The following is a 20,081-nucleotide window of genomic DNA, read 5'->3' on the forward strand; positions in this document are numbered from 1 at the left end:
GTGGGACCTGCGGCATCCTTCTTCTATTGTGGATGCTTTACAATGATTAAAAAAACATCGCTGTTGACGGCGCTCTCCGTCACGGCCTTTTCGGGTTGGGCACAGGATGCCACCCCTGACACGCTTGTCGTGACGGCAAACCGCTTTCAGCAACCCGTTAATACCGTTCTGGCTCCAACTGACATTGTCACGCGTGAAGATATCGAACGCTGGCAGTCCCGAACCGTCCTTGATGTCATGCGTCGCCTGCCTGGCGTGGATGTGGCTCAGAATGGCGGCATGGGGCAAAGCTCTTCTCTGTTTGTGCGGGGTACCGAAGCGAAACACGTTCTGGTGTTAGTGGATGGTATTCCGGTCGCCCGTCCGGGCATTTCGAATAACTCCGATATAGACCAGATCCCGGTCTCGCTGGTGCAGCGTATCGAGTATATCCGCGGCCCGCGTTCAGCGATTTATGGCTCTGGCGCGATTGGCGGCGTGGTGAACATTATCACCATGGCCGGTGAGGAGCGTTCGCAGATCAATGCTGGTGTGGGGTCAAAAGGTTATCAGCAATATGACGGCACTTACCGCCAACGTTTTGGCGATACCGTAGTGACCGCAGCCGGGGCGTATCAGACCACCAAAGGCTTCGATGTGCAGCCACGCTCCAGCTACAGCGGCGACAGCGATCGTGATGGCTATCGCAATAAGCTGTTCTGGGGAGGCGTTGAGCACAAATTTAACGATCAATTCGATGGTTACTTCCGTGGCTACGGCTATGCCAGTAATGCCGATTATGACCAGGGGAAATGGGGTTATGACGGCGGAAACGACGAGCATCAGAATTATACCCAGTCGTGGGATACGGGGCTGCGCTTCAATTCCGGTATCTACTCTTCGCAACTGGTCGCCAACTACCAGCGTATTAAGGACTATAACTACAGCAGCCTGAACGGGCGCTATGCGACAGGTTACAGTCTTGATGACATGGAGCAGCGCTATGTCCAGTGGGGCAACAACGTTATTGTTGGGCATGGTGCTGTCAGCGCGGGCGTCGACTGGAAGCAAGAAAAGCTAATGTCCTTTGGCGAGTATGGGACAGACAACTATAAGCGTGATAACACGGGGCTCTACCTGACCGGGCAACAGCAGATTGATAGCGTGACGCTGGAAGCGTCTGGTCGTGAGGACCATGACGACCAGTTTGGCTGGCATGGTACCTGGCAAACGGCGGCGGGCTGGCAGTTTGTTGATGACTATAAGGTAACGCTCTCCTATGGCACAGGTTTCCTTGCGCCTTCACTGGGCCAACAGTTTGGTGCAGAGCGCTTTGGTATCGCCTCGAACCCGAACCTGAAGCCGGAAGAGTCAAAGCAGTGGGAGGCTGGGTTAGAAGGGCTGACCGGTCCGCTTGACTGGCGCTTGTCGACCTATCGCTACAAAATCCAGAATCTGATCGACTACAACAACAATACCTACTTCAACGTCAAATCCGCGACCATCAAAGGGCTGGAATGGACGGGGAACCTGACAACCGGTCCGGTCGATCACCGCCTAACGTTGCAGTATGTGGATCCGCGCGATGATGAAACCGATCAGCAACTTTATCGCCGTGCGAAGCAGCAGGTGAAGTATGAGCTGAGCGGACAGGTCTACGAGCTGGGCTGGGATGTGACCTATCAGTACATTGGTGAGCGTTACGATTACGACTATGACAATTCCCGTAAGGTGAAAATGGGCGGACTGAGCGTGTGGGACATCGGACTTTCATATCCGGTCACCTCACATCTCATAGTTCGTGGTAAAATAGCCAACCTGTTCGATAAAGATTACGAGACAGTTTATGGCTACCAAACTGCAGGACGGGAATACACCTTGTCTGGCAGCTACACCTTCTGATCCACGCCCCACCGTGCTGGTATTTGATTCCGGTGTCGGTGGGCTGTCGGTCTATGATGAGATCCGGCATCTCCTGCCGGATCTCCACTATATCTACGCTTTCGATAACGTGGCTTTTCCTTATGGGGAGAAGAGTGAGGCGTTTATCGTTGAGCGCGTTGTTGAGATCGTGACGGCGGTACAGCAGCGCTATCCTCTTTCCCTGGCAGTTATCGCCTGTAACACGGCCAGTACGGTCTCCCTTCCGGCCTTGCGTGAGAAGTTTGCTTTCCCGGTCGTGGGCGTGGTACCGGCGATCAAACCGGCGGCACGTCTGACGGCAAATGGTGTTGTCGGGCTGCTGGCAACACGCGGGACGGTGAAGCGTCCTTATACGCATGAGCTGATTGCGCGCTTTGCGAATGAGTGCCAGATCGCCATGCTGGGGTCAGCAGAACTGGTGGAGCTGGCGGAAGCGAAGTTGCATGGCGAGCCAGTGCCGCTGGAAGAGTTGCAACGGATTCTGCGTCCATGGCTGCGGATGCCGGAACCGCCTGATACGGTGGTGCTTGGTTGCACCCATTTCCCTTTGTTACAGGAAGAACTCTTACAGGTTCTGCCTGAAGGGACGCGACTGGTAGATTCCGGTGCGGCCATTGCGCGCCGCACGGCCTGGTTACTGGAGCATGAAGCGCCGGATGCGAAATCAGCAGATGCCAATATTGCCTATTGCATGGCGATGACGCCGGAAACTGAGCAATTGTTACCCGTTTTGCAGCGCTACGGCTTTGAATCGCTCGAAAAACTGGCAGTCTAAACCTGTTTTGGGTAAATATTGCGCACTCGGAAGATTATTTTAAATTTCCCCTTGTCAGCCCGAAATAACTCCCTATAATGCGCCTCCACTGACACGGAACAACGGCACGCAAGCCGCCGGGTCAGCGGGGTTCAGCGATGAACGCCCACAGAGAAAAGCGAAATAAATGCTTGACTCTGAAGCGGGAAAGCGTATTATGCACACCCCGCGCCGCTGAGAAAAAGCGAAGCGGCACTGCTCTTTAACAATTTATCAGACAATCTGTGTGGGCACTCAAAGTGACATGGATTCTTAACGTCGCAAGACGAAAAATGAATACCAAGTCTCTGAGTGAACACGTAATTCATTACGAAGTTTAATTCACGAGCATCAAACTTAAATTGAAGAGTTTGATCATGGCTCAGATTGAACGCTGGCGGCAGGCCTAACACATGCAAGTCGAACGGTAACAGGAAGCAGCTTGCTGCTTCGCTGACGAGTGGCGGACGGGTGAGTAATGTCTGGGAAACTGCCCGATGGAGGGGGATAACTACTGGAAACGGTAGCTAATACCGCATAACGTCGCAAGACCAAAGAGGGGGACCTTCGGGCCTCTTGCCATCGGATGTGCCCAGATGGGATTAGCTTGTTGGTGAGGTAACGGCTCACCAAGGCGACGATCCCTAGCTGGTCTGAGAGGATGACCAGCCACACTGGAACTGAGACACGGTCCAGACTCCTACGGGAGGCAGCAGTGGGGAATATTGCACAATGGGCGCAAGCCTGATGCAGCCATGCCGCGTGTATGAAGAAGGCCTTCGGGTTGTAAAGTACTTTCAGCGGGGAGGAAGGGGTTAAGGTTAATAACCTTAGCCATTGACGTTACCCGCAGAAGAAGCACCGGCTAACTCCGTGCCAGCAGCCGCGGTAATACGGAGGGTGCAAGCGTTAATCGGAATTACTGGGCGTAAAGCGCACGCAGGCGGTCTGTCAAGTCGGATGTGAAATCCCCGGGCTCAACCTGGGAACTGCATTCGAAACTGGCAGGCTTGAGTCTCGTAGAGGGGGGTAGAATTCCAGGTGTAGCGGTGAAATGCGTAGAGATCTGGAGGAATACCGGTGGCGAAGGCGGCCCCCTGGACGAAGACTGACGCTCAGGTGCGAAAGCGTGGGGAGCAAACAGGATTAGATACCCTGGTAGTCCACGCCGTAAACGATGTCTATTTGGAGGTTGTGCCCTTGAGGCGTGGCTTCCGGAGCTAACGCGTTAAATAGACCGCCTGGGGAGTACGGCCGCAAGGTTAAAACTCAAATGAATTGACGGGGGCCCGCACAAGCGGTGGAGCATGTGGTTTAATTCGATGCAACGCGAAGAACCTTACCTGGTCTTGACATCCACAGAACTTGGCAGAGATGCCTTGGTGCCTTCGGGAACTGTGAGACAGGTGCTGCATGGCTGTCGTCAGCTCGTGTTGTGAAATGTTGGGTTAAGTCCCGCAACGAGCGCAACCCTTATCCTTTGTTGCCAGCGGTCCGGCCGGGAACTCAAAGGAGACTGCCAGTGATAAACTGGAGGAAGGTGGGGATGACGTCAAGTCATCATGGCCCTTACGACCAGGGCTACACACGTGCTACAATGGCATATACAAAGAGAAGCGACCTCGCGAGAGCAAGCGGACCTCATAAAGTATGTCGTAGTCCGGATTGGAGTCTGCAACTCGACTCCATGAAGTCGGAATCGCTAGTAATCGTGGATCAGAATGCCACGGTGAATACGTTCCCGGGCCTTGTACACACCGCCCGTCACACCATGGGAGTGGGTTGCAAAAGAAGTAGGTAGCTTAACCTTCGGGAGGGCGCTTACCACTTTGTGATTCATGACTGGGGTGAAGTCGTAACAAGGTAACCGTAGGGGAACCTGCGGTTGGATCACCTCCTTACCTTAAAGAACCTGCCTTTGTAGTGTCCACACAGATTGTCTGATGAAAAACGAGCAGTAAAACCTCTACAGGCTTGTAGCTCAGGTGGTTAGAGCGCACCCCTGATAAGGGTGAGGTCGGTGGTTCAAGTCCACTCAGGCCTACCAAATTCGCTCCCGTGCTTTGTTGTGGCAATGCTCGCATACTTCAGTATGCTTCGCCTCACCACGCCGCGCCCGGAAACGAATTAGGGACGAGGTTTTAACTACACTGTATGGGGCTATAGCTCAGCTGGGAGAGCGCCTGCTTTGCACGCAGGAGGTCTGCGGTTCGATCCCGCATAGCTCCACCATACTGTAGAACGTAATCAAGAAAACTTCAGAGTGTACCTGAAAGGGTTCACTGCGAAGTTTTGCTCTTTAAAAATCTGGATCAAGCTGAAAATTGAAACGACACATCTTTAATGGTGTGTTCGAGTCTCTCAAATTTTCGCAATCATGAAGTGAAACATCTTCGGGTTGTGAGGTTAAGCGACTAAGCGTACACGGTGGATGCCCTGGCAGTCAGAGGCGATGAAGGACGTGCTAATCTGCGAAAAGCGTCGGTAAGGTGATATGAACCGTTATAGCCGGCGATGTCCGAATGGGGAAACCCAGTGCAATCCGTTGCACTATCGTTAAGTGAATACATAGCTTAACGAGGCGAACCGGGGGAACTGAAACATCTAAGTACCCCGAGGAAAAGAAATCAACCGAGATTCCCCCAGTAGCGGCGAGCGAACGGGGAGCAGCCCAGAGCCTGAATCAGCATGTGTGGTAGTGGAACGGTCTGGAAAGGCCGGCGATACAGGGTGACAGCCCCGTACACAAAATTGCACGTGCTGTGAGCTCGATGAGTAGGGCGGGACACGTGGTATCCTGTCTGAATATGGGGGGACCATCCTCCAAGGCTAAATACTCCTGACTGACCGATAGTGAACCAGTACCGTGAGGGAAAGGCGAAAAGAACCCCGGCGAGGGGAGTGAAAAAGAACCTGAAACCGTGTACGTACAAGCAGTGGGAGCCTCTTTTATGGGGTGACTGCGTACCTTTTGTATAATGGGTCAGCGACTTATATTCTGTAGCAAGGTTAACCGAATAGGGGAGCCGAAGGGAAACCGAGTCTTAACTGGGCGTTAAGTTGCAGGGTATAGACCCGAAACCCGGTGATCTAGCCATGGGCAGGTTGAAGGTTGGGTAACACTAACTGGAGGACCGAACCGACTAATGTTGAAAAATTAGCGGATGACTTGTGGCTGGGGGTGAAAGGCCAATCAAACCGGGAGATAGCTGGTTCTCCCCGAAAGCTATTTAGGTAGCGCCTCGTGAACTCATCTTCGGGGGTAGAGCACTGTTTCGGCTAGGGGGTCATCCCGACTTACCAACCCGATGCAAACTGCGAATACCGAAGAATGTTATCACGGGAGACACACGGCGGGTGCTAACGTCCGTCGTGAAGAGGGAAACAACCCAGACCGCCAGCTAAGGTCCCAAAGTCATGGTTAAGTGGGAAACGATGTGGGAAGGCTCAGACAGCCAGGATGTTGGCTTAGAAGCAGCCATCATTTAAAGAAAGCGTAATAGCTCACTGGTCGAGTCGGCCTGCGCGGAAGATGTAACGGGGCTAAACCATGCACCGAAGCTGCGGCAGCGACACTATGTGTTGTTGGGTAGGGGAGCGTTCTGTAAGCCTGCGAAGGTGTGCTGTGAGGCATGCTGGAGGTATCAGAAGTGCGAATGCTGACATAAGTAACGATAAAGCGGGTGAAAAGCCCGCTCGCCGGAAGACCAAGGGTTCCTGTCCAACGTTAATCGGGGCAGGGTGAGTCGACCCCTAAGGCGAGGCCGAAAGGCGTAGTCGATGGGAAACAGGTTAATATTCCTGTACTTGGTGTTACTGCGAAGGGGGGACGGAGAAGGCTATGTTGGCCGGGCGACGGTTGTCCCGGTTTAAGCGTGTAGGTGTGTGTTCCAGGTAAATCCGGTTCACTTTAACACTGAGGCGTGATGACGAGGCACTACGGTGCTGAAGTAACAAATGCCCTGCTTCCAGGAAAAGCCTCTAAGCATCAGGTAACATCAAATCGTACCCCAAACCGACACAGGTGGTCAGGTAGAGAATACCAAGGCGCTTGAGAGAACTCGGGTGAAGGAACTAGGCAAAATGGTGCCGTAACTTCGGGAGAAGGCACGCTGATACGTAGGTGAAGCGATTTACTCGTGGAGCTGAAATCAGTCGAAGATACCAGCTGGCTGCAACTGTTTATTAAAAACACAGCACTGTGCAAACACGAAAGTGGACGTATACGGTGTGACGCCTGCCCGGTGCCGGAAGGTTAATTGATGGGGTTATCCGTAAGGAGAAGCTCTTGATCGAAGCCCCGGTAAACGGCGGCCGTAACTATAACGGTCCTAAGGTAGCGAAATTCCTTGTCGGGTAAGTTCCGACCTGCACGAATGGCGTAATGATGGCCAGGCTGTCTCCACCCGAGACTCAGTGAAATTGAACTCGCTGTGAAGATGCAGTGTACCCGCGGCAAGACGGAAAGACCCCGTGAACCTTTACTATAGCTTGACACTGAACACTGGTCCTTGATGTGTAGGATAGGTGGGAGGCTTTGAAGTGTGGACGCCAGTCTGCATGGAGCCGCCCTTGAAATACCACCCTTTAATGGCTGGTGTTCTAACGTAGGCCCGTTACCCGGGTTGCGGACAGTGTCTGGTGGGTAGTTTGACTGGGGCGGTCTCCTCCTAAAGAGTAACGGAGGAGCACGAAGGTTAGCTAATCCTGGTCGGACATCAGGAGGTTAGTGCAAAGGCATAAGCTAGCTTGACTGCGAGCGTGACGGCGCGAGCAGGTGCGAAAGCAGGTCTTAGTGATCCGGTGGTTCTGAATGGAAGGGCCATCGCTCAACGGATAAAAGGTACTCCGGGGATAACAGGCTGATACCGCCCAAGAGTTCATATCGACGGCGGTGTTTGGCACCTCGATGTCGGCTCATCACATCCTGGGGCTGAAGTAGGTCCCAAGGGTATGGCTGTTCGCCATTTAAAGTGGTACGCGAGCTGGGTTTAGAACGTCGTGAGACAGTTCGGTCCCTATCTGCCGTGGGCGCTGGAGAATTGAGGGGGGCTGCTCCTAGTACGAGAGGACCGGAGTGGACGCATCACTGGTGTTCGGGTTGTCATGCCAATGGCACTGCCCGGTAGCTAAATGCGGAAGAGATAAGTGCTGAAAGCATCTAAGCACGAAACTTGCCCCGAGATGAGTTCTCCCTGACTCCTTGAGAGTCCTGAAGGAACGTTGAAGACGACGACGTTGATAGGCCGGGTGTGTAAGCGCAGCGATGCGTTGAGCTAACCGGTACTAATGAACCGTGAGGCTTAACCTTACAACGCCGAAGATGTTTTGGCGTGAGAGACATCAATATCAGCTTGATAACAGATTATGTCACTTCGTGGAAACGGGGTGATGAAACAGAATTTGCCTGGCGGCAGTAGCGCGGTGGTCCCACCTGACCCCATGCCGAACTCAGAAGTGAAACGCCGTAGCGCCGATGGTAGTGTGGGGTCTCCCCATGTGAGAGTAGGGAACTGCCAGGCATCAAATAAACAAGAAAACCTCATGCGAAAGCATGGGGTTTTTTTGTTTGTCTGCAGTTTGTCGGAGAGAGACGGCTCTGAGCAGGACAAATGTGTCGGAAACGGATTTGCACCTGTCAGCGATATGCCAGATGCAATAACGGATATGGCCACCCAAGTTCATCGAGCTCTGCGCGCCCCGTCACCCTGAATCCTAATTTCTTATAGAATCCAACGGCTTGTTCATTCTGTTCGTTTACGTTAGTTGTCAACGTGGGTGCTAACGAAAGTGCATGCTCAATCAATAATTTACCCACGCCACAACCCCGGGCTTCGGGATCAACAAACAGCGCATCCATATGATCCCCGGTCAGTAACATAAACGCGACAGGCTCATCCTGCTCATCAGCGGCAACCCATAAAGGTGCTTCGGGCAAAAATGATCGGACTAACTTCTCCAGCTCAATACGGTACTCTTTAGACAGAAAATCATGAGTGGCGTCGACCGAACGACACCAGATCGCAATCAGTTTTTCCCCTTCATCATGCCGGGATCGGCGTATGTTAATAACCATATTCTCTCCTTTTCGTTATGCTTATATTCTAACGTATTCGTCGTCGTGAAACTTTCTCACCTTTAACATGCAGACTCGACATTGGTGCGATTTCTGGTTATCTTCAGCTATCTGGATGTCTAAACGTTTAAACGTATGTAATGAGGTTATCAGGTTATGCCGATTCGCGTGATGGATGAGCTACCCGCCGTCAATTTCTTGCGTGAGGAAAATGTCTTTGTTATGACGACTTCCCGCGCTTCAGGTCAGGAAATTCGTCCGCTAAAGGTGCTTATCCTCAATCTGATGCCGAAGAAAATCGAAACGGAAAATCAGTTTTTGCGTCTTCTGTCGAACTCTCCGCTGCAGGTAGATGTTCAGTTACTGCGTATTGATGCCCGTGAGTCGCGTAATACGCCAGCCGAGCACCTGAACAACTTTTACTGCAACTTTGAGGATATCTGCGATCAGAACTTCGATGGCCTGATCGTCACCGGCGCGCCGCTGGGTTTGGTAGAGTTCAATGACGTTGCCTACTGGCCACAGATCAAACAGGTGCTGGAGTGGGCGAAAGATCATGTCACGTCAACGCTGTTTGTCTGTTGGGCGGTGCAAGCCGCGCTCAATATCCTCTATGGTATTCCGAAACAAACCCGCACCGATAAACTCTCTGGCGTTTATGAGCATCATATCCTTCACCCTCATGCGCTGCTGACGCGGGGTTTTGATGATTCATTCCTCGCCCCGCATTCTCGCTACGCTGACTTCCCGGCTGTGCTAATCCGTGACTACACCGATCTTGAAATCCTCGCTGAAACTGAGGATGGTGATGCCTACCTGTTTGCCAGCAAAGATAAACGCATTGCGTTTGTAACGGGCCATCCGGAATATGACGCCAACACGTTGGGCAGTGAATATTTTCGTGATGTGGAAGCCGGGTTAAACCCCGACGTTCCGTACAATTATTTTCCGAAAAACGATCCCCAAAACAAACCTCGAGCAACCTGGCGAAGCCACGGTAATTTGCTGTTCATTAATTGGCTCAACTATTACGTCTATCAGATTACGCCATATGATCTGCGTCACATGAATCCAACGCTGGATTAATCGTCTGTCGCTGACGATCCTAAAGCGTTTCAGCATATTGAATCAGGCACCTTCGGGTGCCTTTTTTATTTCCGAAATACACCTCATCTTGTAATTAAACTTTATTTTTATTGTTATCAATAAGTTAATTGATAATTCAATTAAAAATGGAAATTGTTTTTGATTTTGGTTTTGAAATGAGTAGTCTTAGTTGTGCTGAACGAAAAGCACACAACGATCCTTCGTTCGCATTGGGAATGCTTTGTTATCAATGACGAGGAGTTACAGAATGAATCAACAGGCAACGACTACCGATGAATTGATCTTTACCAGGCCTCATGGTGAGTCAGAGAAGCAGATCCTGACCGCTGAGGCGGTCGAGTTTCTCACTGAACTGGTGGCGCGCTTTACGGCAAAGCGTAATAAGTTGCTCGCGGCTCGTATTCAGCAGCAGCAGGATATCGACAACGGTATATTGCCTGATTTTATTTCGGAAACAGTTTCCATTAGAAATGATAACTGGAAAATTCGCGGTATTCCGGAGGATTTACAGGATCGTCGGGTTGAAATTACCGGGCCGGTTGAGCGCAAGATGGTCATTAATGCGCTGAACGCGAATGTGAAGGTTTTTATGGCCGATTTCGAAGATTCGCTGGCGCCGGAATGGAGCAAGGTGATCGATGGGCATATCAACCTGCGGGATGCAGTCAATGGCACCATCAGCTACACCAATGAAGCCGGTAAAATCTACCAGTTGAAGCCCAATCCGGCATTACTGATTTGTCGCGTGCGCGGCTTGCACCTGCCGGAAAAACATGTGACCTGGCGCGGTGAAGCGATCCCTGGCAGCTTGTTCGATTTTGCTCTGTATTTCTTCCATAACTACAAATCGTTGCTGGCCAAAGGCAGCGGTCCCTATTTTTACCTGCCAAAAACGCAGGCGTGGCAGGAAGCGGCCTGGTGGAGTGAAGTCTTCAGCTATACCGAAGATCGCTTCAACCTGGCACGCGGCACGATTAAAGCCACACTGCTGATTGAAACCCTGCCGGCAGTGTTCCAGATGGATGAGATCCTTCACGCGCTGCGCGATCATATCGTCGGTCTGAACTGTGGGCGCTGGGATTACATTTTCAGCTATATCAAAACCTTGAAGAATCACCCAGATCGCGTTCTGCCTGACCGTCAGGTGGTGACGATGGATAAGCCTTTCCTCAGCGCCTATTCGCGTCTGTTGATTAAAACCTGCCATAAACGTGGTGCCTTTGCGATGGGCGGTATGGCGGCATTCATCCCGAGTAAGGATGTTGAACGCAACAATCAGGTGCTCAGTAAGGTGAAAGCGGATAAAGCGCTGGAGGCCAATAACGGCCACGATGGCACGTGGATCGCGCATCCGGGGCTGGCGGACACCGCGATGGCGGTCTTCAACGAGGTGCTGGGCGAGAACAAAAACCAATTGTTTGTGACCCGTGATGAAGACGCGCCGATTACCGCAGAACAATTACTGGCACCGTGTGAAGGTGAGCGCACTGAAGAGGGGATGCGCGCCAATATTCGCGTTGCGGTGCAGTACATCGAAGCGTGGATCTCCGGCAACGGCTGCGTGCCGATTTATGGCCTGATGGAAGATGCGGCAACAGCGGAAATTTCCCGAACGTCAATCTGGCAGTGGATCCATCACGAGAAAACCCTGAGCAATGGCAAACCGGTCACCAAAGCGCTGTTCCGCCAAATGCTGGCTGAAGAGATGCGTGTCATCCAGGACGAACTGGGCGAACACCGCTACAGCAGCGGCCGTTTTGACGATGCCGCGCGCCTGATGGAACAAATCACCACCTCGGACGAATTAATCGATTTCCTGACGTTGCCAGGCTACCGCCTGCTGGCTTAATTGCCCAGGCTATTTTGTTCGCCATTTTGGCCCGGGCAGTGCGCAAAATCCCCACGTACTTTTAGTACGTTCCGGTTTTTGCGCACAGGCCGCGACCAAACTGCCTTCACCAATAACGCCTGGGAAGCCAGGAAGATAATATGGAGCATCTGCACATGAAAACCCGTACCCAACAGATCGAAGAATTACAGAAAGAATGGACACAACCGCGCTGGGAAGGCATTCGCCGCCCATACAGCGCGGAGGAAGTGGTGAAATTACGCGGCTCGGTCAATCCGGAATGCACGCTGGCACAACTGGGCGCGGCCAAAATGTGGCGTCTGCTGCACGGTGAATCGAAAAAAGGCTACATCAACAGCCTTGGTGCGCTGACCGGTGGCCAGGCGTTACAGCAGGCGAAAGCGGGCATCGAAGCGGTGTATCTGTCGGGCTGGCAGGTTGCGGCGGACGCTAACCTGGCGTCCAGCATGTACCCGGATCAATCACTCTACCCGGCGAACTCGGTTCCGGCTGTGGTGGATCGGATCAACAACACTTTCCGTCGTGCGGATCAGATCCAATGGTCCAGCGGTATTGAACCCAACGATCCGCGCTATGTGGATTACTTTCTGCCGATCGTTGCTGATGCGGAAGCCGGTTTTGGCGGCGTACTGAATGCCTTTGAGCTGATGAAATCGATGATTGAGGCCGGTGCAGCGGCTGTTCACTTCGAAGATCAACTGGCTTCGGTGAAGAAGTGCGGCCATATGGGCGGTAAGGTGCTGGTGCCGACTCAGGAAGCGATTCAGAAACTGGTTGCAGCCCGTCTGGCGGCTGACGTCATGGGCGTACCGACGCTGGTCATCGCCCGTACCGATGCGGATGCGGCGGATCTGATCACTTCCGACTGCGATCCGTATGACAGCGAATTTATTACCGGTGAGCGTACCAGTGAAGGGTTCTTCCGCACGCATGCCGGCATTGAGCAAGCGATTAGCCGTGGTCTGGCCTATGCCCCGTATGCCGACCTGGTCTGGTGTGAAACCTCTACGCCGGATCTTGAACTGGCGAAGCGTTTTGCCGATGCCATTCACGCGAAGTATCCGGGCAAACTGCTGGCCTACAACTGCTCGCCGTCGTTCAACTGGCAAAAGAATCTGGATGACAAGACCATCGCCAGCTTCCAGCAGCAGTTATCTGATATGGGCTACAAGTATCAGTTCATCACCCTGGCCGGCATCCACAGCATGTGGTTCAACATGTTCGATCTCGCACGTTCTTATGCACAGGGCGAAGGCATGAAGCATTACGTTGAAAAGGTACAGCAGCCGGAATTCGCCGCGGGCCCGGACGGTTACACGTTCGTCTCTCACCAACAGGAAGTGGGCACCGGCTACTTCGATAAAGTTACCACCATTATTCAGGGCGGCGCATCATCGGTGACCGCGCTGACTGGTTCGACCGAAGAATCGCAGTTCTGATTAATGCCCGGTGGCGCTACGCTTACCGGGCCTACGAAGGGATGTAGGCCGGATAAGCGAACGCGCCATCCGGCATGACGTTGTGCCGGATGGGGAGAAGCGATGACGCGTGGCCTGGAGTTACTGATTGCTCAGACGATTTTGCAAGGTTTCGACGCCCAGTATGGTCGATTTCTGGAAGTCACCTCCGGCGCGCAACAGCGGTTTGAACAAGCCGACTGGCATGCCGTGCAGCAGGCGATGAAAAGCCGTATTCACCTCTACGATCATCATGTGGGTCTGGTGGTGGAACAACTGCGCTGCATTACGGGCGGCAAAAGTACCGACGCCGCGTTTTTGCTGCGTGTAAAAGAGCATTACACCGGGCTCCTGCCGGATTACCCGCGCTTCGAGATTGCGGAGAGCTTTTTTAACTCCGTATATTGCCGGTTATTTGACCACCGCTCGCTCACACCCGAGCGGCTCTTTATTTTTAGCTCCCAGCCAGAACGCCGTTTCCGGACGATCCCGCGTCCTCTGGCGAAAGATTTCTTCCCCGATCATGGATGGGAACCGCTGCTCACCCGCATTCTCAGCGATCTGCCGTTGCGTCTACCCTGGCAGAACAAAGGGCGAGATATTCGCTACATCATCATGCATCTGAGCGAAACGTTTGGCGAAGAGACGTTACAGCAATCTCATCTACAGGTAGCTAACGAACTGTTTTATCGCAATAAAGCCGCCTGGCTCGTCGGTAAACTCATCACGCCGACGGCGACCGTGCCTTTTTTACTGCCGATCCATCGTACCGATGAGGGTGAACTGTTTGTGGATACCTGCCTGACCACCACGGCAGAAGCCAGTATCGTGTTCGGCTTCGCCCGCTCTTATTTTATGGTGTATGCGCCGCTGCCCGCCGCGCTGGTGGAATGGCTGCGCGAGATCCTGCCGGGAAAAACTACCGCAGAGTTATACATGGCGATTGGCTGTCAGAAACATGCGAAGACCGAGAGCTATCGCGAGTATCTGTTGTATCTGCGCAGCTGCGATGAGCAGTTTATTGAAGCGCCGGGTATACGCGGGATGGTGATGCTGGTCTTTACGCTGCCGGGCTTCGACCGGGTATTCAAAATTATTAAAGATAAGTTCGCGCCGCAAAAAGAGATGTCTGCCGCCCACGTTCGCGCCTGCTATCAACTGGTGAAAGAGCACGATCGCGTGGGGCGCATGGCGGATACCCAGGAGTTCGAAAACTTCGTACTGGATAAACGCCAGATCGATCCGGCACTGATGGCGCTATTGCTTGAGGAAGTGCCGGAAAAGATTACCGATCTTGGCGAGCAGATTGTCATCCGTCATCTCTATATTGAGCGGCGGATGGTGCCGCTCAATATCTGGCTTGAGCAGGTGGAAGGCCAGCAGTTGCGGGATGCGATTGAGGAGTACGGTAACGCGATTCGCCAGCTTGCCGCGGCCAATATTTTCCCCGGCGATATGCTGTTCAAAAATTTCGGTGTCACCCGTCATGGACGCGTGGTGTTCTACGATTACGATGAAATCTGCTACATGACGGAAGTGAATTTCCGCCATATTCCGCCGCCACGCTATCCGGAAGATGAGCTGTCGGGTGAGCCGTGGTACAGCGTTTCGCCGGGCGATGTGTTTCCTGAGGAGTTTCGCCACTGGCTGTGCGCCGACCCGCGAATCCAGCCGCTGTTTGAAGAGATGCACGCCGATCTGTTTCGCGCCGACTACTGGCGTGCGCTACAGACGCGGATCCGCGAAGGGCATGTGGAGGATGTTTACGCCTATCGTCGTCGACAGCGATTTAGCGTACGGTTTACCTGATTACTGTAGGCCGGACAAGGCGCTTACGCCGCCATCCGGCAATATGCGCCGATCTGCCTGATGGCGCTATGCTTATCAGGCCTACCGAAAATCCCCCTGAGGGGGATTTTGCTTACCGGATCCCGCCGTATGCCAGCGTCACCTCTTTCGCTGCCTTGATCACCATCGCGCCAAACTCGGTAACGCGATCGTCGGTGATGCGCGAAATCGGGCCGGAGATGGAGATCGCAGCAAACGGTTCGCGATGTTCGTCATAAATGCACGACGCCACGCAGCGCAGGCCGAGCGCATGTTCCTCATCATCAAAAGAATAACCGCGCTTACGGGTCTGGGCGAGGTCGTCCTTCAGATGAACCGGGGAGACCAGCGTCGCATGGGTGTACGCATGCAGCCCTTTTCGGTGCAGCAACTGAGTCACCTGTTCCTCGCTCAACTGCGCTAAAAATGCTTTGCCCGCGCCGGAGGCGTGCATCGGCAGTTTACCGCCAATCGGCGCAGACATGCGCATCAGCTGGGTGCACTGTACCTGGTCAATGATAATCGCCTGATGGTCACTCTGATCCAGCACCGCCAGATTCACCGTTTCGCCGGAATCTTCCATCAGTTTGCGCAGAATGGGATGGACAATTGCCAGCAGATTGCGGCTCTGTAAAAAGCTGCTGCCGACGATGAACGCATGGGCACCTATCGCCCAGTGCCCAAGATCGCCCACCTGACGCACAAAACCCTGCTGCTGCATGGTGGTCAGCAAACGGTGGGTGGTGGAGTTCGGCAGGCCCGCTTGCTGTGCCAGTTCAGTCAAGGCTACGCTACCGTTGGATTCCGCGATCCATTCCAGTAGTTTCAGGCCACGGGTCAGTGACTGAACCTGTCCGGCAGCGGGGGCGGTCGTCGCGGCGGGTTTTCTGCCGCGTTTGGCAGGTACGGGTGCAACCATAGCGGATTCCTTTTCTGTATCGTGGAAATCATTTTCGTTTTATTCAATTATAATGCAAGAAATCTTGTACTGATCGGATGAGTGAAGCTGAACATGTCTCATGTTGCCCGTTGTTGGCTTTTCCGTCATTAATGTTTATGCGAGTATGTTTCGTTGAGCTTTTTTCAGTCTGGTTGAGCGTTGTCGGGAGCAAGTGTGAGCAGCAAAGTTGAACAACTGCGTGCGCAGTTAAATGAACGTATTCTGGTGCTGGATGGCGGCATGGGCACGATGATCCAGAGCTACCGTCTGAGCGAAGAGGATTTCCGTGGTGAACGCTTTGCCGACTGGCCGTGCGACCTGAAAGGCAACAATGACCTGCTGGTGCTGAGCAAGCCCGAGGCGATCGCTGCCATTCACAACGCGTACTTTGACGCGGGCGCGGACATCATTGAAACCAACACCTTCAACTCCACCCCCATCGCGATGGCGGATTACCAGATGGAATCCCTGTCGGCGGAGATCAACTTTGCCGCCGCGAAACTGGCGCGCGCCTGTGCTGATGAGTGGACCGCTCGTACCCCGGAAAAACCACGCTATGTTGCGGGCGTTCTCGGCCCAACCAACCGGACCGCGTCGATCTCGCCGGATGTGAATGACCCGGCATTTCGTAATATCACCTTTGACCAGCTGGTGGCCGCGTACCGCGAATCGACCAAAGCGCTGGTGGAAGGCGGAAGTGACCTGATTTTAATTGAAACCGTCTTTGATACGCTGAACGCGAAAGCGGCAATTTTCGCCGTTAAAGAGGAGATGGAAGCGCTGGGCGTCGACCTGCCGATCATGATTTCCGGCACCATTACCGATGCTTCAGGCCGTACGCTTTCCGGTCAGACCACGGAGGCGTTTTATAACTCCCTGCGCCATGCCGAACCGCTCACCTTCGGTCTCAACTGCGCGCTGGGGCCGGACGAACTGCGCCAGTATGTGCAAGAGCTTTCACGCATTGCCGAATGCTACGTGACGGCGCACCCGAACGCCGGGTTGCCTAATGCTTTCGGTGAATACGATCTTGATGCCGATACGATGGCGAGTCAGATCCGCGAGTGGGCCGAAGCGGGTTTTCTGAATATCGTCGGCGGTTGCTGCGGCACCACCCCGGAACACATTACGGCGATGAGTCGTGCGGTCGAGGGGCTGCCGCCGCGTCAGCTGCCGGAGATCCCGGTAGCCTGTCGTCTGTCCGGTCTTGAACCGTTGAATATTGGCGATGACAGCCTGTTTGTGAACGTCGGCGAGCGTACCAACGTCACGGGCTCTGCCAAATTCAAGCGCCTGATTAAAGAAGAAAAATACAGCGAAGCACTGGATGTTGCCCGTCAGCAGGTAGAAAGCGGTGCGCAGATTATTGATATCAACATGGATGAGGGGATGCTCGACGCCGAAGCGGCGATGGTGCGTTTCCTCAACCTGATCGCCGGTGAGCCGGATATTGCTCGTGTGCCGATCATGATTGACTCGTCGAAATGGGAAGTCATTGAGAAAGGGCTGAAGTGCATTCAGGGCAAAGGCATCGTTAACTCCATCTCCATGAAAGAGGGGGTTGAGATCTTCACCCATCACGCGAAGCTGCTGCGTCGCTATGGCGCGGCGGTAGTGGTGATGGCCTTTGATGAACAGGGCCAGGCGGATACCCGCGCGCGTAAAATCGAGATTTGCCGCCGTGCGTACAAGATTCTCACCGAAGAGGTGGGCTTCCCGCCGGAAGACATCATTTTCGACCCGAATATTTTCGCGGTGGCGACCGGGATTGAAGAGCACAACAACTACGCGCAGGACTTTATCGGTGCCTGTGAAGACATCAAACGCGAGCTGCCGCATGCGCTGATCTCCGGCGGTGTATCTAACGTTTCGTTCTCGTTCCGCGGTAACGACCCGGTGCGCGAAGCGATTCACGCCGTGTTCCTCTACTACGCCATTCGCAATGGTATGGACATGGGGATTGTGAACGCCGGCCAACTGGCGATTTACGACGATCTGCCTGCTGAATTGCGCGATGCGGTCGAGGACGTGATCCTCAACCGCCGTGATGACGGCACTGAGCGATTGCTGGAGCTGGCGGAGAGATACCGTGGCAGCAAGAGTGATGAGACGGCCAACGCCCAACTGGCGGAATGGCGCACCTGGGAAGTTAAAAAACGCCTTGAGTACTCGCTGGTCAAAGGCATCACCGAATTTATCGAGCAGGACACCGAAGAGGCGCGTCAGCAGGCTACCCGTCCGATTGAAGTGATTGAAGGGCCGCTGATGGACGGTATGAACGTCGTCGGCGACCTGTTCGGTGAGGGTAAGATGTTCCTGCCGCAGGTGGTGAAATCCGCCCGCGTAATGAAACAGGCGGTGGCGTATCTCGAACCGTTTATTGAAGCCAGCAAAGAGAAAGGTTCCAGCAACGGTAAAATGGTGATCGCCACCGTGAAGGGCGACGTTCACGATATCGGCAAGAATATTGTTGGCGTGGTTCTGCAATGTAACAACTACGAAATCGTCGATCTTGGCGTGATGGTGCCGGCGGAGAAGATTCTCAGAACGGCTAAAGAAGTGAACGCGGATCTGATCGGTCTTTCCGGGCTGATTACCCCGTCACTGGACGAAATGGTCAATGTGGCGAAAGAGATGGAACGTCAGGGCTTCACCATACCGCTGCTGATTGGCGGGGCGACGACCTCGAAAGCGCATACGGCGGTGAAAATCGAGCAGAACTACAGTGGCCCAACGGTTTACGTGCAGAACGCCTCGCGCACCGTTGGCGTGGTTGCCGCGCTGCTTTCTGATACTCAGCGCGATGACTTCGTCGCTCGTACCCGTAAAGAGTATGAAACCGTGCGTATCCAGCATGGTCGCAAAAAACCGCGCACGCCACCCGTTTCCCTGCAGGCTGCGCGCGATAACGATCTGGCCTTCGACTGGGAAAGCTACACGCCGCCGGTGGCGCATCGTCTGGGCGTGCAGGCGGTCGAAGCCAGTATTGAAACGCTGCGTAACTACATCGACTGGACCCCGTTCTTTATGACCTGGTCGCTGGCGGGTAAATATCCGCGCATCCTTGAAGATGAGGTGGTCGGCGTTGAGGCGAAGCGCCTGTTTAACGATGCCAACGACATGCTGGATAAACTGAGTGCTGAGAAGGCGCTGAATCCGCGCGGCGTGGTGGGGCTGTTCCCGGCAAACCGGGTGGGTGATGACATCGAAATCTATCGTGATGAAACACGCACCCACGTGCTAACCGTTAGTCATCATCTGCGTCAGCAAACGGAAAAAGTTGGTTTCGCCAACTACTGTCTGTCCGATTTTGTCGCACCGAAGCTGTCTGGTAAAGCGGACTACATCGGTGCCTTTGCGGTGACCGGAGGTCTGGAAGAAGACGCGCTGGCGGAGGCGTTCGAAGCGCAGCACGATGATTACAACAAGATCATGGTGAAAGCGCTTGCCGACCGTCTGGCGGAAGCCTTCGCGGAATACCTGCATGAGCGCGTGCGTAAGGTTTACTGGGGTTATGCGGCCAACGAGAACCTCAGTAACGAGGAGTTGATTCGCGAAAACTACCAGGGAATTCGTCCGGCGCCGGGATATCCGGCCTGTCCGGAGCACACCGAGAAAGGCACCATCTGGCAGTTGCTGGATGTGGAAAAACACACCGGCATGAAGCTCACTGAATCCTTCGCCATGTGGCCTGGCGCATCGGTCTCCGGCTGGTATTTCAGTCATCCGGACAGCAAGTACTACGCGGTCGCGCAGATTCAGCGCGATCAGGTGGAGGACTATGCTTTCCGTAAAGGGATGAGCGTCGCTGACGTTGAACGCTGGCTGGCCCCTAACCTGGGCTATGACGCCGACTGATCGGCCCGGGAGTTTCCTGCCAGCCTCAGCCAGTCGGCGGCGTTGGCGCTGTCCGGATTTCTGTTGTCCGAATGCGGGAAAGTGGGATCCCTATGGTGGTATCACTCACGTTCGGCATGAAGTGAGTGGGAAATCGCCGACAGGATGTCACGAAACTGTCATCTTTCCTTACAACTAACAGGGGGCTTGCCGGGCCCCCTGTCTCTTTCTTGCGTTTAAACCCTTATACTGGAAGAAGGCTCATGAACGTT

At 53.8% G+C, this 20,081-nt stretch carries 9 protein-coding genes, 2 tRNA genes and 3 rRNA genes; 12 read left to right on the forward strand and 2 right to left on the reverse strand.

Annotation, left to right across the window (positions count from 1 at the left end; translation table 11 throughout):
- The first annotated feature begins 42 nt into the window (after positions 1-42).
- The 7 genes from btuB (at position 43) to rrf (ending at position 8,217) form a co-directional block, all read left to right on the forward strand.
- Positions 43-1,881, forward strand: coding sequence for a TonB-dependent vitamin B12 receptor BtuB (gene btuB / locus I6L53_RS01265; RefSeq protein WP_042325664.1), 1,839 nt, complete (start codon positions 43-45; stop codon positions 1,879-1,881).
- Complete coding sequence (murI, locus tag I6L53_RS01270) at positions 1,826-2,677, forward strand: glutamate racemase (protein WP_042325665.1); 852 nt, start codon at positions 1,826-1,828, stop codon at positions 2,675-2,677. Before btuB ends, murI begins: the two co-directional genes overlap by 56 nt.
- Positions 2,678-3,054: 377 nt before the next feature.
- Positions 3,055-4,596: ribosomal RNA gene (locus tag I6L53_RS01275) — 16S ribosomal RNA — on the forward strand.
- Positions 4,597-4,665: 69 nt separating this feature from the next.
- Positions 4,666-4,742, forward strand: a tRNA-Ile gene (locus I6L53_RS01280).
- Between the two features lie 109 nt (positions 4,743-4,851).
- Positions 4,852-4,927: transfer RNA gene (locus tag I6L53_RS01285), tRNA-Ala, on the forward strand.
- Between the two features lie 172 nt (positions 4,928-5,099).
- Positions 5,100-8,006: ribosomal RNA gene (locus I6L53_RS01290) — 23S ribosomal RNA — on the forward strand.
- Positions 8,007-8,101: 95 nt separating this feature from the next.
- Positions 8,102-8,217: ribosomal RNA gene (rrf, locus tag I6L53_RS01295) — 5S ribosomal RNA — on the forward strand.
- The 16S, 23S and 5S rRNA genes sit together here with 2 tRNA genes alongside, the layout of an rRNA operon.
- A gap of 116 nt (positions 8,218-8,333) precedes the next feature.
- Here the strand turns inward: rrf and I6L53_RS01300 are convergent.
- Positions 8,334-8,771 (reverse strand): acetyltransferase, encoded by a 438-nt coding sequence (locus tag I6L53_RS01300; protein ID WP_042320956.1) that lies wholly within the window; start codon positions 8,769-8,771, stop codon positions 8,334-8,336.
- Positions 8,772-8,927: 156 nt separating this feature from the next.
- Here I6L53_RS01300 and metA point away from each other — a divergent pair, with 156 nt between their 5' ends.
- The 4 genes from metA (at position 8,928) to aceK (ending at position 15,014) form a co-directional block, all read left to right on the forward strand.
- Positions 8,928-9,857, forward strand: coding sequence for a homoserine O-acetyltransferase MetA (gene metA, locus I6L53_RS01305; protein WP_042320959.1), 930 nt, complete (start codon positions 8,928-8,930; stop codon positions 9,855-9,857).
- 268 nt (positions 9,858-10,125) lie between these two features.
- Positions 10,126-11,727, forward strand: coding sequence for a malate synthase A (aceB, locus tag I6L53_RS01310; protein ID WP_042320961.1), 1,602 nt, complete (start codon positions 10,126-10,128; stop codon positions 11,725-11,727).
- 155 nt (positions 11,728-11,882) lie between these two features.
- On the forward strand, positions 11,883-13,187 hold the full coding sequence (gene aceA / locus I6L53_RS01315) for an isocitrate lyase (RefSeq protein WP_042321470.1): 1,305 nt from the start codon (positions 11,883-11,885) through the stop codon (positions 13,185-13,187).
- Positions 13,188-13,289: 102 nt separating this feature from the next.
- Positions 13,290-15,014 (forward strand): bifunctional isocitrate dehydrogenase kinase/phosphatase, encoded by a 1,725-nt coding sequence (gene aceK, locus I6L53_RS01320; RefSeq protein WP_042320963.1) that lies wholly within the window; start codon positions 13,290-13,292, stop codon positions 15,012-15,014.
- 112 nt (positions 15,015-15,126) lie between these two features.
- On the opposite strand, the gene iclR is transcribed toward aceK, so the two are convergent.
- Positions 15,127-15,951, reverse strand: coding sequence for a glyoxylate bypass operon transcriptional repressor IclR (gene iclR, locus I6L53_RS01325; RefSeq protein ID WP_042320966.1), 825 nt, complete (start codon positions 15,949-15,951; stop codon positions 15,127-15,129).
- 195 nt (positions 15,952-16,146) lie between these two features.
- Here iclR and metH point away from each other — a divergent pair, with 195 nt between their 5' ends.
- Positions 16,147-19,830, forward strand: coding sequence for a methionine synthase (gene metH / locus I6L53_RS01330; RefSeq protein WP_042320969.1), 3,684 nt, complete (start codon positions 16,147-16,149; stop codon positions 19,828-19,830).
- Positions 19,831-20,081 lie beyond the last annotated feature (251 nt).

This window comes from Citrobacter farmeri, assembly GCF_019048065.1.
GTDB classification, from domain to species: domain Bacteria; phylum Pseudomonadota; class Gammaproteobacteria; order Enterobacterales; family Enterobacteriaceae; genus Citrobacter_A; species Citrobacter_A farmeri.

Excerpts from the sequence above, each read along its gene's own strand:
- btuB (WP_042325664.1), top strand. The coding sequence starts at position 43 with ATGATTAAAAAAACATCGCTGTTGACGGCGCTCTCCGTCACGGCCTTT.
- murI (WP_042325665.1), top strand. The coding sequence starts at position 1,826 with ATGGCTACCAAACTGCAGGACGGGAATACACCTTGTCTGGCAGCTACA.
- I6L53_RS01300 (WP_042320956.1), bottom strand. The coding sequence starts at position 8,771 with ATGGTTATTAACATACGCCGATCCCGGCATGATGAAGGGGAAAAACTG.
- metA (WP_042320959.1), top strand. The coding sequence starts at position 8,928 with ATGCCGATTCGCGTGATGGATGAGCTACCCGCCGTCAATTTCTTGCGT.
- aceB (WP_042320961.1), top strand. The coding sequence starts at position 10,126 with ATGAATCAACAGGCAACGACTACCGATGAATTGATCTTTACCAGGCCT.
- aceA (WP_042321470.1), top strand. The coding sequence starts at position 11,883 with ATGAAAACCCGTACCCAACAGATCGAAGAATTACAGAAAGAATGGACA.
- aceK (WP_042320963.1), top strand. The coding sequence starts at position 13,290 with ATGACGCGTGGCCTGGAGTTACTGATTGCTCAGACGATTTTGCAAGGT.
- iclR (WP_042320966.1), bottom strand. The coding sequence starts at position 15,951 with ATGGTTGCACCCGTACCTGCCAAACGCGGCAGAAAACCCGCCGCGACG.